The sequence below is a fragment of the Symmachiella macrocystis genome, from assembly GCF_007860075.1.
Lineage (GTDB): Bacteria > Planctomycetota > Planctomycetia > Planctomycetales > Planctomycetaceae > Symmachiella > Symmachiella macrocystis.
In genome coordinates, this window is the sequence record NZ_SJPP01000001.1 from 2518248 (window position 1) to 2533743 (window position 15496).

Genomic DNA, 15496 nt, shown 5'->3' on the forward strand with positions numbered 1-15496 from the left:
TAAATTTGATGTGAGTCCGCGCAGGCGCACGGAGTTCCAAGAACACGTTAATCAAACCGCGAACCCGGTTCTACTAGAAACCGGTGAATCCAGAACGATTCTGCAAATTACCGACCAGAGTCAACTTTGGCATTTTGGCAAAGCCAGTCGCTACTCTGCGGGTTTCTCGGCCGGGTCGTTTTGTTCCGGTGCAAGCGGTTCGTCCGTAAACGTAAAGCGGAGCAGGGACTGTCTGAGGTCCAACGTGACGGATTGCGCTTCTGGGTCCGCCTCGTAATTCAAGACTTGCCCGTTGCGAGAATTCATCTTGTAGACCGGTTTGCCGGTCCGCTTATCCAGACAGAGTACGGCGAAGGAGAAGCGGGCGGAGCGGACGCGGGACACGACGCGATTGGCGAAAAACAATAGCGGAATGTCGCTTGGATGTCGCTGATCAAATGCTTGGCCAACAACCGTTTCCGACCAAAGCAGTTGTCCCGTGCGGCGTTCGATACCGTGCACCGTCCCGTTGACCAGCAATTGCCGGGAGTTGCCCGGCACTGCGGTGCGACCTCCGCGTCCCGGCACGGGATGATTGACAATCACCGTATAGATGTCGTTGGCCGGAAAGACGGCGATCGATTTGGTTTTAGGCTCGTACTGCATCTCGGTTTCAAACACCGTCGTCCCGTCGGCGATATTCAACACCGTCAGTTGCCCCTCGGGTGACAAAACCGCTAATTCATCGTGTCCCACACGCGTGTAGTGACTGCGTAGGTGAAACTCTCGTTTCCAGAGCATGTCGCCCGACCATAGGTGCTGCAACTGGATGACCAAGTGATTGTCGATGAATGCCAAGCTCAATACGTTCCCATCAACGGCGGCGATCAGTTGCTTTCCAGGAATATAGTCGCGGGTCCCCAGTTCAGCTCCGTCCGTCATGCGGAAATACGTGACCGTTTTCCCGTCTCCCGAGACGACCATCAACCTATCTTCATCGGCAAACAACCTGCTATTGCGATCCACGCCTCCCCGTTGCCACAACGTTTCTCCGGTCATGGTGGCAACAGCAAAAATGGATCGGCCCGACCGGTAGAACACGCCTTCAGTCGTCACCGGACCCAGCACGCCCAGTTGGCGGCCCCGCGGATCAAAGCCCCAAGAATTGTTGCTACGAGATCCGACGCCCCGACGGGGATACGGTCCCCTTAAGTATTTGCGCCACAGCACCTGTCCGTTTGAAACTTGAGCATCATCCACTCCCGTGCCGCTCTGCCAACCGAGAGCATCCACGGCGAGGATCTCGTTTCCCGACATCAACACCATTAAGTCGCCGCAGGCGCGCGCGTAACTGTTGAAATTGATTCGGCCTCCATCGCCGGTGGGGACTTCGACATTCCAAACCGGTGTTGTGTTGCCGTCTCGGGCGGTCAATGTCGCGGTTGTCGATCCGTTTGGCATGGACCATTGCAGCGCGAGCGGCGGACTGTGACGCTCGCGGACCTCCAACACATTGACCGGTTGAGCGATTGAGCGCGTGACCTGGGATTTTTTCTCATTGCTCACATCGACGCGGCCCATCAGCCAAGGAGATTTGTCGGACAGCCGTTCGGCGACCAGGGGATCGGTGGACCAAGATTCGACCAGTTCTTTGCCGGTTTTCTTATCCAAGATGGGCGTCTCAGCCCAGAGTGACCTCAGTTCTTGCAGGTAACCGGCCGCATCGGAATACCGACCAAAATCGATCGACAAAGCAGCCAATTTTGCGGTCGCAAATGCCACAGTCTGTTCGTCGGTGCTGCGCCGCAAGCGCAATAATGCGAATTCGGATTCGAGAGGGTGAATCCCATCAGCGGTGGCATCGACCATGGCGCGCAGGGCTTTGTCGACTAACGGATGGTTACCATACCGAACCACAAAGCGACGCAACTGTTCCGACTGGAGGGGCTCGATCGCAGTGGCAAGTTGCTGCTCTGCCTGTTGGTTCAGGATGGCTTTATGCTCGGCGGATGCATTGTGCAACAATTCCGACAGCCGCGCCGCGAACCACTGGTCCCGGCGAATTCCCCAACCGGGCTGTACTTCGTCAAACCAATCCCCGCGACCCGTAGAGGAATACTCCAAATAAGCCTCCATCGCGGCGGCCGGATTCCCTTGTGCGGCAAAACCTTCACCGAGGCTGCGTAGAAATAGTCCCCGACGATCTGGTTGGGCCAGTAACGCCGCATCTTGCTGAATAGGATCAAGAGCACCAACAACTAAATCAGTGACATTATCCGAACCGCTGGCGGCTTCCGACTGAACACCTTGTAATAAGGTCCTGATTTCCGTCGTTTGGTTTTGATATGTGGCAAAATCAGTTTGCAAGCCCTGTAGTAACAAATCGAGCAACTGGGTTTGAGCGGCTAAGTCGTTAGTGGCTGCTGCGACCCGACGAAAACCGGCAATTGCCGCAGCGAGGCCGCCCTCTTGTTGCGAAATCTCTGCGCTGGCCAGCAACGCCTGCAAGTCACTAGGGTTTTCCTGAAGTCGAGCGGCAATACGTTCTTTGGCGCGGCTGAAATCTTCATAAACCGCCATCCCTGTGAGCCCATGTGAAACAACCGCGTCGGGCAAACAGAGCAGGTTTCCGGGGACCGTGCCGTCAGGCGTCGCCGCGCGGTTGACGATCGATCCCGACGCCAGATCAATCGCGACCAGTTCGCCGCTGCTCAACGGGACTAGTACGTTTTCGCCGGCAAGCACAGCGCGTCCGCTGGGAGATGGAATGGGAATTGGTGCTTTGAAAACCGGCTCGCCCGTTTCGAGCTGAAACACTTCGAGTTCGTGTTTGCCCAACACAACGACGTTTCCATCTTGTACACCCACGATTTGCAGTCGGTCGAGTTGCTGTTTACGCCACAAGAGTTCGCCGGTGAGGACATCGATGCAGTAAAATTGCCGCGCATCCAGCGGCGCGATCAGTACTCGCCCTTCGGCGATCAACGGTGTGGTATTCAACCAACGTTGACCTTCCTGGCCCGGCATCATGCGGTGCGAGGAGGGCGACGCGGCAAACCGCCGTGGTGTCCGGGCCGGGCCGGAGCCATTGTCGTAGGTGAAATGCCATTGGAGTTCGCGGCTTTCAACATCAAACGCTACAACGCCTCCCACTCCCGTGGGACAAATGATCAAACCTTGAGAGTACGCTGGACTCAGACCGGCCACTCGCCTCCAGACATCTAGCACCAATGATTGCTGTCCGGCATTGACCACGAAGAGACTTTGCGCCCACAACAGTTCGCCGTTTTCCGGGTTGAGCACTAGCAGCCGGATGTGTCGATCCTGTTCGGCGATCACGTACAGACGTCCATCTAGGGGTAACGGTGGCCCCAGGAAAAATGTCCCGGCCAACGGCAGCGCAATCTCGCCCGGCCCGCCGCCGACTTCCCAGAGAGCTTTTCCGGTTTGTAGGTCATAGGCGCACAGTAAGTTATAAACCCTGAGTGACGCGGTGATCATAGCGTTTGAGGTCTTATGGACGTCCAATTCTTCGACGCTATAGACCGACTTACCGTCGCTGGCGAGATCAGCAAAAGTGTGATCGTGCCAAGCGCGTTGCTCAGCAACGGTATTCCGCTTGATATCCTCAACACCGGGCGAGGGACCGCCGTTATAGGTCGGACTCGGCGGCATGGGATCGTAGGTGGCATTGGGCGCCGTCTGCCAACGAACCGCACCGCTCTGTGCATCGTAGGCACGAATTTTTGATCCGGTCGGAAGGGCTTCGTCGCCCAAGATTTTAACGAGCAACAGATCATCGACCAGTAACGGACGGACGGCGGGAATGCTCAGGTCCTCCGCATCGGCCAGCGCGCGTTTCCAATGGTTTAGGATATCGAGGACGCCGGCATTATCCGACACTGCCGATTGCCATGTGGGGCGCAGGAAAGGAAAGCTGTCGGCCTGTAACTGGTTTCGGGCCGGATTGCCCCCCACCATTCTCAAGTCGTCATTCCGCCGACTCGTTGATTGGGCTGGACCAAAAATCTCGGCAAGACTTCCCGCTTCGGCTGCTGGATCGGGAAACAAGGGTTGTCGAGCACCGCCCAGCAGAATGTGATCCGCGTTCTGTTGCTGTTTTAACGCCGCTAAGATGTCAGCTGCTTCGGAGATCCGCCCTGCTCGCGCCCAGCAAATGGCCGCCTTGGTTGATAACATCGGTTCCCAGCGCTCGATGGCGCGGGGCTGTTTGAGCAATTCTCCAAAAACCCGCACAGCCGCCATGGGGCGCCCGTGATCCATGTGATGTGCGGCGACTTGATAAGCCGCTTCGTAACCGGCCGCGGTGTGAAAATACCGCCGCGCGATTTCGGCCATTTTTTCGAAATCTCCCGCTGCGCTAGCCGCCTGCAATTCCGCCTGTGCCATGCGGCCATACAGATCTTCGTAGACCTCAAGTCCTTCGGGAGGAAGTGCGGCAATGATTTCTCGCGCGGATGCCTTGAGGCTCCCAAACGTGGCAAGATCATCGGGCGTTTCAGAATAGAAGTGATCCTCGCTGAGCGGCTGGTTGTCAGGAGTGCCGCGGACCGGTTCACTGCCGACAATCAGCCCCAGGCGACGTAAGCCGACGCGATAATTCTTCGCCGCCAACTCGTCCTGCGCCATCAGCAATTGTCGTCCAAGTTTCGAGTGTTGCGGAAAGACATCAGCGGGCGCCATCGCTTGGACGGGTCCACCCGGAATGAATTGCTGGGCCAAACCAACGCGGCACGGGAGCAAACTCCCCAGCATCAGCACCGTCCACACCGCGCGCCGGCTGCGCCACATCGATTGCATAGGAAGACTCATTTGCGGAAACTCTCCTCGTCCTTGAAACAGCGATTTCACCCAATAAATCAGGTCGAATTCGCTACGATGCCTGTGCCTGCTTTAAAAATCGTATTGCGATTGTCGATTCGAGGCTCATCAGCCTCGCACGAATTCCTGACGACTTCGTGCGAAATTCTCGCCGTGTGACAATACGTTTCTAGAGGGCCGTGCTGATTCCATCACCGTCTTGATCGATCCATCCTTGCCGATCAACAAATATTATAGCGGATTCAAGCTTTTGAGGGCGATTCCACTTCCAGCTTGACACAGATAAGTCCGAAAATGAAAATATAAACGAATCTTTACGTGTTGAACACTGCCTGTCAAAAAAGAGACTGCAGAATGTCCCGCCAGAGTTGCCACGAATTCCGCACCAAGTCACGACTGAATCGTCGTGATCTGTTGCAAGCCGGTGCGCTAAGCTTGCTGGGCGCTGGTCTTCCCCGCGTCGCGCGAGCGGGAGACGCTGGTTCGGGACCGGTCGGTTTTGGATCGGCCAAGGCGTGTATTTTTCTGTTCATGTGGGGCGGCCCCAGTCAACTAGAAACCTTTGATCCCAAACCGCATGCGCCGTCCGAAGTGCGGGGGGAATTCAATCCCATCGATACCGCCGCTCCCGGTGTGCAGATCTGCGAGCTGTTTCAGAACCTTTCGCAGCAGATGGACAAAGTGGCGGTCGTCCGTTCATTGAATCATACCGACCCGGCGCATCTCTCCAGCGGACATGCCACGCTCACGGGACATTGGGCGCCGGTGATCAACAGCGATGCGGCTCCCCCCAGTGAAAAAGACACGCCGCACATGGGAAGCATGATGTCGCGACTGCGGCCCATGCCGGCCACGCTGCCCTCGTTTGTGACGATGCCCTGGTTGGCGCTGCACCCCGCAGCCCCGGGCGGCCGCGCGCCGGGACAACATGGTGGCTGGCTGGGTCACAAGTTCGATCCCTTTTTGGTCACAGGCGACCCGAGCAAACCGGATTGGAATGTCCCCGCGCTGCGATTGATCGATGGGATGTCGGCCGACCGTCTGCAAGATCGCCGCGCGTTGTTGGGCATGGTCGATGCCCAGCGGGCGGCGCTGGACCGCTCCGCACAGGTCGTCGATGTCGCCGGGCAACAACAGCAAGCGTTTCAACTATTGGGTTCAGACCGCACTCGGCAGGCGTTTGACTTGAACGGAGAACCGGATGCGGTCCGCGATCGTTACGGGCGGAACCTGCACGGACAGTGCGTGCTGATGGCGCGGCGGCTCGTCGAACGAGGCGTTCCGTTCGTCTCAATCAATTGGCACAACGACGGCAAGAATTTCTGGGATACGCACGGCAACAATTTCAATCGTATGAAAAAAGATCTCGTCCCGCCTGCGGATCAAGCCTTGTCAACACTGCTGGTTGATCTTGAGGAACGAGGCCTGCTGGATGAGACCATCGTGGCTTGGGTGGGTGAGTTCGGCCGCAATCCGAAAATCGATACCAGCAATGCGGGGCGGAACCATTGGCCGCGATGTTACAACGGATTGTTGGCCGGTGGTGGGATTCGCGGCGGGCAAGTCTATGGCAGCAGCGATGCTCAAGCGGCCGCACCCAAGGACAATCCGGTCTCACCGCTGGATTTCGCGGCGACGATTTACCATGCACTTGGTATCCCTGCAGAACTCATGGTGCCCGACCGCTCCGGCCGCCCGCAATTTGTCTACTCCGGCCACCCGATGCTGCCATTATTTGCATAGCGCGGCGATCTAGTGCATGATGGTAGAGATGTCGTGCCACGCGCATTTCTACGCCGTGTCGCGTGGATCGAGGTTCGTCGTCTCTTTGATCGGTGGCACGATATGGCTGCTCGCTATTCGCACTTCACTATTAGGCATCCCGGCAACATGGTCGGCTTTGTCGCCTTGGCCCTCTTCCTAATGAACGGGATCGCAGGTGACGCGTTTGCCCAAGGCAAGGCGGGGCAAAAGAAAACACCGCTGGTTCCTGAGCGAAACTGGCAGGTCCTTTTTTCCGGCCAACCGACAAAGAGGAAGACAGTCATCCCGCTCGATAAATTCCCGGTGCTGGCCAACGATACGTTGGAATTTGTTGGTCCCCGGCCGGGCGATGCGTACCAACTGGGCAAATTCAAAACCGACGGTCAATGGGGGATTCAGGGCGGACTAGTCAGACGCATTGCCGGTGCGAATGCGGCACTGACCTTGGCCGAGGCTGAGGACTTTGAGTTGGAAGGACGGATCAACGCCGAAAGCGTGGGCGGTTGGTTTTGGCTGCTGGGTTGGAAAGACGGCAACGGATACGGGCTGTATAACATCACGTTCAAAAAAAGCGGCAGCCCCTGGTTTGCCACAGAATTCGAGGATCACGACGCACTTAATAGCGGCGAAGAGTTACACAAGTACCGCTGGAAGGGTGAACAGCCGTTTTGGCTGAGCGTTGAGAACAAAAAGTTGAATCTGAAAGTTGGGAAACAAACCGCCGTGATCCGCGACATGCCACTGCCGAATTATCAACGGGGCCAAATCATTGTCGGCACCTATGATACGCGCTACGGAGCCAAGGATGTGCAAATCCGTTCACTGCGGATTCGTCTGCCGCCGAAGAAAAAATGACGGCTCATTGCGGCAACAATGCCTGCACGTTTTCCGGTGGGCGTCCTAAGATGGCTTGGCGGCCTTTGACGACGATGGGACGTTCGATCAGTTGGGGATGCTCGACCAGCAGCGCAATGGCTTCCTCACGCGATAATTCACGCCCCTTCAAGCCAAGTTCCTTATAGATGGCCTCGCCAGTCCGAAACAAAGCGCTCGGCTCAATCCCTAGCTTCTTCAGGATCGCGTCCAACTCGTCTGTGGTTGGTGGTGTTTTGAGGTATTCGACGACATCCGGTTCGATGCCGGCATCGCGAATCAACTGCAGCGTTTGTCGGCTCTTGGAACAGCGGGGGTTGTGGTAAATTTTCATCGTGTCGTAGCTAGTTGGTGAAGTGTTCTGTGTGTACATCGTGCTTGTGATCGCATGATCCAATGGTTTTTTTAGGCGTCGCATAGGTTCTGCTATGATCCGTTACGCGAGACCATCATAGCTGAAACCGGCTTTGTAAAAAATCAGGAGGGCAAAGCTCTTTCAGCGATACAGCAAATAAATAAGCCCCGCCGCGGTTTGCACCGCGACGAGGCATCGCCCCACCCCACTTTTGTGATTCCTAGCCAAAGTAGCGATAGGAAACCGTGTCTTCACTGGCGTTGTAATCCGACAGGTAAGCCGTCGAGATGTAGTAGTAGGAGTTGGGATTGATCCGCTTCAGGTTTTGACGCAGATTGTCCGCACCCGCTCCGCCGTACAGCCAGTCGTAGTTGCTCGCGTCGTACCCGCCATCTAGTGTGTCGTTACCGTTTTGCCCGTACAGGCGATCGGCTCCGAGTCCGCCATTGATGTAGTCGTTGTCGTTCCCTCCGTAGAGGTAATCGTTGCCGGCATCACCGTAGATGCGATCGTTACCGTTACTGCCCCACATGCGGTCGTTCCCGTTTCCGCCCCGCATGTAATCGTCGCCTGCATTGCCGACCAGTTGGTCGTTCCCGTTATCGCCGTAGATGCTGTCGGCCCCGTCTTGGCCCCAGATGGAATCATTGCCGTCTCCGCCACGCATGTAATCATTGCCGGTTCCGCCCAGCACCACGTCGTTGCCGGCTTCGCCGTACATGAAGTCGCGGTCCGCTCCGCCGTCGAGCCGGTCGTAGTCATCGCCTCCGTACATCGAATCGCTGCCCGCTTCGCCATACAGCGAATCGAAACCATCCTGACCGTTCATCAGGTCGCCGCCGATTCCGCCGTACATGCGATCGTTGCCGTCTCCGCCAAACATCCGGTCGTTCCCGTCATTGCCGTACATGTAGTCATTGCCCGCTCCGCCGTTGAGGTAGTCATTCCCGTCGTCGCCGCGGATCGTATCATTGCCCGCTTGGCCATACATCATGTCGTTGCCGTCCCCGCCGCGGAGATTGTCGTTTCCGTCTTCGCCGGAGAGCACGTCATTGCCTGCTTCGCCGTAAAGTTGGTCGTTGCCGTTGCCGCCATGAATCGTGTCGTTACCGGCTTGGCCGTTTAGGTAGTCGTTCCCGTCGTTGCCGCTTAAGACATCGTTGCCGTCGCCGCCGAACAGGTTGTCGGCTTGCGAACCACCGACGAGCGTGTCGTTGCCCGCTCCGCCGTTGGCATTCATGTTGATGTCGGTGTTGTTGACGATGCTGTCGTTTCCGTCGCCCAAGTCGGCCACGATCCAATTGACATCTTCAACGTCGTAGTCTTTGTCTTTGATCACGTCGCCATCTTCGTCGTAGACGGTGACGACGACTTCATCGATCTGGCCGTCGTCGTATTCGTAGGTGATTTCGACGATGTCGTTTTCGTCGGTGCCTTCGATCGTCAGGATGCCGTCGTCCAAGTCGATGTCGACATTGGCGGTCATCACGCGGCGATCTTCGAGAGCTTCAAACTTCATGTTACGGTTGGGGGAGAGAGCCATGACTAAGTTCCTTCTGTGTTTGTGTGCGGTGGGTTGAGGGGGGGGAAGGTTTGTTTTGATAAGTTGCTTAGCGTTGCGGTGAGCGATTTGTTACCGCTCTACACTGAAATGCCCAGTTCGCGCTCCAGCACGCCACGGCAATGGATAAAAAATGCGTTTTTCGGAGAAATCGGGGGAAATTCCGGAACAGCCTGGAGAAAAGGACGGCGAAATCAGTGTGGTGAGGAACGGAACCGGCCTGTCGGCGTCATTCACTGAAACCTGAGGCGACTGGGGCAACTGCCGCATTTACACCGCTTGCTGCTTAGATTTTGAGAGGAGCCTGTAGGGGTCTCGCGGCACGGCCAGAGGGCACTCGATACCACAAGCTCATTCGCTGTAATGCTTTGCACCAAAAATTGTCGGTCTGGCTGATCCAACTGGTACGTGGTTTGCACTTCGATCGGCGGCTAGAGATGGTGGCCGCTCACGGTTCGTCATCCGGTCATTCAAAAAACTCGCAAGAAATATCCTATTCGACTCGATTCTCATGTCCGGTTTTTTTGGCGACTTTCCATCTTAAAAGTGTGTATGATTGTGCGTGCGGGCCGACAGCGAAACGATCTGTTGACTACAATTGGGCCATCTCAACTTCCAAACAGGGGATGATTATGCATCGAAAATGCAGCCTGCTGATATTCGCTTGGTTCGCGTCGCTCTTTCTGGCGCATGTCCCGCAACAAGGAGTCGCAGACGAGGCCCCGTCCGCGGCAGCTACTGACACCGAAGCCGAGGCAGCACAAGCCGCGCCGGCTACTGAAGCGGTTGAAGTGGCGGAACCTGTCGAAGCAGCGAAACCGGCGGTAACAGAAAAACCGGCTGAGTCGCCCTATCTGGCAGAGGGCGCGATCTTGGCCGTACGTGGATCGTCATTGGTGCTCACCAGCGACGAATCAGCAGCTCTCAAAAGGGGAGCCACGTTTGAGGTCTACGTCGAACTTCCCCAAGGTTTAGGGACAGCAATCATCGCCGAGGGTAAAATTGCCTCCAACGACGAAGGCTTGCTGATCGGCAAGATCACCTCGAAAGACAAAACCGCCAAACTCTCGACCGAGATGAAAGTCCGCTTCCGCAAGTCGGAGGCCGAGGACGAAGCGCCGGTGAAGGCCGATCCAAAATCGCCTTCGATGAAGAAGACTGTCACCGCTAAAAAAATCACCACGCCGGAATTGCCCGCTACCAAGGGTTTTCAAGCCGCGGTGGATCGTTACAAGCGAGCGGTGTTGTTGGTCAAAGACAGCAAAAACAAATCGCACGGCACAGCTTTCGTCATTTCCAAAAAACACCGACTGCTGGCCACCAACGCGCATGTCGCGGATATTGCCGAAACCGTGGTGCTGAACGAAACCCGCACCGAGTACAAAGTGACGCGCCGCTGGTTCCACCCCGATACGCTGCGCACGATGCATCAAGACAATCAGACCGTCATGAAATCCCAGGATCCCAAGGTGGGATCGGTGGATGCGCGTGGAACCGACTTGGCGATTTTGCAATTGGAAAAAATTGGTCCTGATCTGCCGGCCGAAGTGATCCTGGCTGATCCGGAACAAGCCAAGTCCATCGTCGGTGCCGAAATTGGGATGTACGGCTATCCGGCCTACAACACGCAAGCAGCCAGTGGACAGTTCGCGCAAGCCACGTTCGTCACGGGGACGGTTAGCCGTTTGGAAAAACTGAATGGACACCCCGAAGACCAACGTGTGGAAAACCGCCGTCGCGTGGTCTACTCTGGTCCAAACTATCCCGGCTTTAGTGGTTCGCCGATCTTTCTGGATAACGGCCGCGTGGTGGTCGTCAATCATGCCGTGACGAACCTCAAGGACGGCACCAAGGTCGCCTATGGAATTCGTGTGGATGCTCTGTGGGACATGCTGGGACATTTTCAGTTAACCGACAAAATCAACCATGCTCCAGCCGAAATGCCTGAGCCGATTTTTATCGAGAATCAAAATCCGCAAGTGGCAAAACTGCAGTCCGCGATCGATCTGATGAGTCAGGCACGTGCCCATCACAAACAGGGAGAATTCTCTGACTGTTTTGACGCAATGTCCAAAGCGGAAGAAACGGCTCCTTGGTATTGGGAGATTTATCTCACTCGTGCCAAAATGGTCGACGAGTACGTCACCCGCGTCAAACTCACCCGCGAGGATCAGGCGGCATGTTACGAAGCCAGTCTCAGTTACTACTCCAAAGCGAATGAGTTGCATTTGAAGAGCTTCAACATTCGTGCATTGCCGATTTTGTTGGACTTCGCACGGCAGAGCATCAACGTCGCCCGCTTCCGCGAAAACACCGAAGTCCTCAAGCAGGCCATCACGGTTCTTGAGGACAAGGACGTTGTGAAGGTCGCCTTCGAAGGCAAAAATGCTGCTTATTTCCTGGCATTACGTGCGACGGTTAAGAAAGACCTCGGCACCATGAATAAGGACATTAAGTGGTTCGAAGGGGCACTGGCCGACATCGACGAAGCCATCCGTCGCCAACCGGGGCACGAGGAATACGTGAAAGAACGAAATTCCATCATCCGTAAAGCCCAACTGGCCGGCGTTGTCAATTCGGGCAATTGATGCCTGACGCAAAACATCGCCGCGGGAAATCCTCGATAGAAATTCTAACGGTCGTCTGCCGAAACAAAATCCGGTAGGCGACCGTTTTTCTATGAGTGAGGCCAGCAGCACGGTAGCAGGTGCCGTAATTTGAGTTTAAGCGCGTTTGGTTGATGATTGCGAGTTCTCCGATGCGCTGGCTTCGGCGGACTCCTTAACGCGCAACAGCGTGTTGGTCCAAGACGCCTCGTACTTGCTGATCCAGCGTTCTGTGATATGCCGGATGGGGGTCACGTTGAGCGAATTGATGCGAAGGCGGCCTTCACTGCGTGTATGCACCAACCCCGCTTCACGAAGCGTGTCGAGATGCTTCATGACTCCGAAGCGGGACAACTGCGGAAACTTTTCCACGATTTCCGTAGTTTGTCGAGGGCCGTCTCGTAGCAAGTCAAGGATTTCCCGCCGCGTGGGATCCGACAAGGCTTTCCAAATGTGGTCCAGGTTCTTCGCCATCAGAAATCATTTCACTCCGCAAGTTGTTTGACAGTGTTGGCAAAATACTCCCAGCCATACGTCACGCCTTCACGGTGCTCTTCTTCCACCTGCCCCAGTGCGCGATGCCGCAAATACAATTCGGTGCCGCCGGGAATTTGTGTCAGTCGAAATTGGATGTGCCCAGCGACAGGATAGGACATGAACATCGGGCCATGAATTTCGATCAGTGTTGGTGGCTTGATCACCTGCACAAAGCCCCACAGATGCCCTTGGCCATTTCCCAAGTCGCGAAACCAGCGGCCGCCCGGCCATTGTTCGAGCACCATCGGCAACGGTTTGTTGTCGGGCGTCGAGTTTTCATCGGTCAGTCGACGGATCAATGCTTGGTAGGAATCCCCGATCGCGGCGTTGATATCTACGGTTTGAATCACATCGACTGAGAGATCTTGCGTTTCGGGCATGGTTTTCTCCTTTTGTCATTATCGTTTTTAACAAGTCGTTCCAGAAATTGTGAATTCACATTTATTCGCCGGTTGCGAGTTCGACAGCATTGGTGCGATAGATCCATGCGAGCCACAGACTGCCGAGGAAAAATTGAATCGCTAGGTAAGTCGATTCGATGAGAAACCACATGCCCAGCGGCTGAATATTTTGTTTCGCAGCGGCCGCCAGGACGTGCATGGACCAATGGTAGCCCCCCATGATGCCGGCAAACTTGAGCACACCTCCGTAAAATGTCGTACCGCGACAAAGTTGTGGATAGATCCAAGACAGCAATATTCCCTGCAACAAAATAGCGGCAAAGCCAAACGCGATGATCGGTTCGGAGCGCGAGAAATAATGGAGCCGTTCGTAAGTCGCCTTGAATGCAACAAGATGCCAGACATAGGCCAGCGGAAAGGTGATGCAGAGATAACCGATCGTACCGAGCAGCAATTTCACAGGCGAGGTTTTCATGATCGTGGTCATTCTGAGGAGAAGTCGAAACTCCGCTCTCGCAGGAACGAGCGGCTTCACGAAAGTTGCAGGCAAAATTTTGACTTGACGTATTCTGCACAGCGGTTAACATGTGATTTTAATGTAACGTGACAAATAAGTCACGTCAAGTGCGGCTCAGGGACTTCGCAACCATTTCAAAAACCAAGGAGACAGAACATGACCGCGATTGAATTCATCAAAATGTCGTTGGAAAACAGCAAGAACTGGGCGATGGGACTGATTAGCGATATGAGCGATGCGCCGCTCACGCAGCCAACCTCAGCGGGCGGGAATCATCCGCTCTGGATTCTGGGGCATATCACATGCGCCGAAAGCGATTTGCTGGACGGCTTTATCTTGGGACAGCCCAATCGTTTCCCGGAGTTGCAGGAACTGTTCGCGATGGGCAGCACTCCCACGCTTGATGCAGACCAATATCCGACGATGGACGAATTGATGGTCAAATTCGAAACCATCCGCGCCGCGACGCTGGCGCATCTCGGCACGCTGACTGACGCGGACCTCGACAAACCGAGTCACGCTCCAGAAGAATTTGGACCGTTTTTCGGGACGGTGGGAGCGTGCTTCGGGGCGATGTCGATTCACTCCAGTTTTCACGCTGGCCAAGTAGCAGATGCCCGCCGCGCCGCCGGACGCGGGCCGTTGATGGCGTGAGGGGCCTATTGAAGTCCGGTCGTTTGCGCCGGCCAGTCCCGAATGCATCCTCTGGGGCTGATACAGCCACTGATCGCCTGTTATTAATCGTGAGTCGGTGCACTAGTAAGTTAGCACCGCCGTCACCTGCTGGGTCATACATTGAAACGCACCGAAGATCCACGGCACGGCGAGTGCATTCCCTCTTGCCATCGGTACGGATTCCACGATGAGCGGCGGGCATTTGCCACCGAGAATGCGGCCAACCTGTCAGCAGTCGAACTGCAAGCCCAGATGAGGCACTCTGCCTTTTCCACGACTCAGAGATACATTAACATGGCCGAAAGGACTCGGATGAATCAAACTGACCGTTTGTTTGTTCCGGACGTACTGAAGCGACCCAGTTGATTTCGAATTGGCGGGGACGCAAGTTTGAAACCCATCGAGAAATGACGTAACCTGTTGGTATGAAACACGAGGCCGAGTGGCGGAATTGGCAGACGCACGGGACTTAAAATCCCGAGTCCGTAAAGGGCGTGGGGGTTCGAGTCCCCCCTCGGCTACTTCACAGAAACCCTCAAAACAGGCTGCAAAAACGGTCCCCGCCGTTTCTGCAGCCTCTTCGCATTTCCACGCAGCACCAAAATTCCACTGACCAGCCCCGACCATGCTCAACCCTCTTCCGCCTGGCTGGTATCACCGACGACTTTCCGACGAGCCGCCGCCTGCACCGCGTCTGGGGAGCTCACATAGTACTGTGAGGTCGTGTTCGGGTTTGAGTGCCCAAGTGCTACGCATCAGTTGGCCGGCCGTCTGAAGCACACATCATGCTGAAGTTAGAGAATTGTCGATCGTAGCTTGCAGGCAGTCTGGGGCGAAATTGGTTGATGCGTTTTGGCCCATGCCATGCAACCGAAAGTTCTCACTCTCGACATTTAAGTCATTGAAGATTTCTTTCGCCGGTCGCGGGATTAGCTTCGGATGCCGCAAGGCGATGGCTTGGATTAGACCGGAAGATGCCAGGCGAACCCAGGTCCCGCATGCTGCCAACTGAATTCTTTCATGTGCTCGTGTCCAGAGATCTTTGAGCCGGGTACGACAATTGATCACGGCTTAAGTGGCCCGAATCAGCAGGCGTCAACTAGTCCCCGATCGTCAGGATCATTGTGGCGGCAATTGAGGTACCAAAAACTAAGAAGCCCAAGATAAATAATGCTGTTTCACTCATGGCGGCCTCCCATCATCAGCGTGCCAAACGAGAGGATCGAAGGGACCCATAAACCTACGAACGCGCCCTGTTCTTTACTGCCGCTAAACCAGAGAGAAACGGAGAGTAAAAAAGAAGCTCCAGCGGCGGCTACGTAAAGCCACTTCGCTAGTTGTTTCCGTGACATTGTGTATTCCTCGGAGACCGGTGCGTGTCGAATT

10 protein-coding genes and 1 tRNA gene are annotated in these 15496 nt (G+C 55.6%); 5 read left to right on the plus strand and 6 right to left on the minus strand.

The window, feature by feature from the left end:
- Positions 1-150: 150 nt before the first annotated feature.
- Positions 151-4812 carry an outer membrane protein assembly factor BamB family protein gene (locus tag CA54_RS09750; protein ID WP_146370587.1) on the minus strand — a complete coding sequence of 1554 codons (4662 nt, stop codon included), beginning with the start codon at positions 4810-4812 and terminating at the stop codon, positions 151-153.
- 363 nt (positions 4813-5175) lie between these two features.
- Here CA54_RS09750 and CA54_RS09755 point away from each other — a divergent pair, with 363 nt between their 5' ends.
- Positions 5176-6564 (plus strand): DUF1501 domain-containing protein, encoded by a 1389-nt coding sequence (locus CA54_RS09755; protein WP_146370588.1) that lies wholly within the window; start codon positions 5176-5178, stop codon positions 6562-6564.
- A gap of 102 nt (positions 6565-6666) precedes the next feature.
- A complete protein-coding gene (locus tag CA54_RS09760; RefSeq protein ID WP_146370589.1) occupies positions 6667-7440 on the plus strand; it encodes a hypothetical protein in 774 nt (257 codons plus the stop codon).
- A 4-nt stretch (positions 7441-7444) separates the two neighbouring features.
- On the opposite strand, the gene arsC is transcribed toward CA54_RS09760, so the two are convergent.
- Positions 7445-7831: an arsenate reductase (glutaredoxin) gene (gene arsC, locus CA54_RS09765; protein ID WP_390816736.1), complete on the minus strand. Its 387-nt coding sequence runs from the start codon at positions 7829-7831 to the stop codon at positions 7445-7447.
- Between the two features lie 202 nt (positions 7832-8033).
- Positions 8034-9356: a calcium-binding protein gene (locus CA54_RS09770; protein WP_146370590.1), complete on the minus strand. Its 1323-nt coding sequence runs from the start codon at positions 9354-9356 to the stop codon at positions 8034-8036.
- Between the two features lie 650 nt (positions 9357-10006).
- Here CA54_RS09770 and CA54_RS09775 point away from each other — a divergent pair.
- On the plus strand, positions 10007-11962 hold the full coding sequence (locus CA54_RS09775; RefSeq protein ID WP_197532340.1) for a S1 family peptidase: 1956 nt from the start codon (positions 10007-10009) through the stop codon (positions 11960-11962).
- 135 nt (positions 11963-12097) lie between these two features.
- On the opposite strand, the gene CA54_RS09780 is transcribed toward CA54_RS09775, so the two are convergent.
- The 3 genes from CA54_RS09780 to CA54_RS09790 all read right to left on the minus strand — a co-directional run bounded on the left by CA54_RS09780 (position 12098) and on the right by CA54_RS09790 (position 13393).
- Entirely contained in the window at positions 12098-12454 is a 357-nt protein-coding gene (locus CA54_RS09780; RefSeq protein ID WP_146370592.1) for an ArsR/SmtB family transcription factor, read from the minus strand.
- Positions 12455-12465: 11 nt separating this feature from the next.
- Positions 12466-12897 (minus strand): SRPBCC family protein, encoded by a 432-nt coding sequence (locus CA54_RS09785; protein ID WP_146370593.1) that lies wholly within the window; start codon positions 12895-12897, stop codon positions 12466-12468.
- A gap of 61 nt (positions 12898-12958) precedes the next feature.
- Positions 12959-13393 (minus strand): hypothetical protein, encoded by a 435-nt coding sequence (locus CA54_RS09790; RefSeq protein WP_146370594.1) that lies wholly within the window; start codon positions 13391-13393, stop codon positions 12959-12961.
- 198 nt (positions 13394-13591) lie between these two features.
- Between CA54_RS09790 and CA54_RS09795 the strand changes: the two genes are divergently transcribed.
- Positions 13592-14089, plus strand: coding sequence for a DinB family protein (locus CA54_RS09795; RefSeq protein WP_146370595.1), 498 nt, complete (start codon positions 13592-13594; stop codon positions 14087-14089).
- A 457-nt stretch (positions 14090-14546) separates the two neighbouring features.
- Positions 14547-14631 (plus strand) — tRNA-Leu (locus CA54_RS09800).
- Positions 14632-15496: the final 865 nt, after the last annotated feature.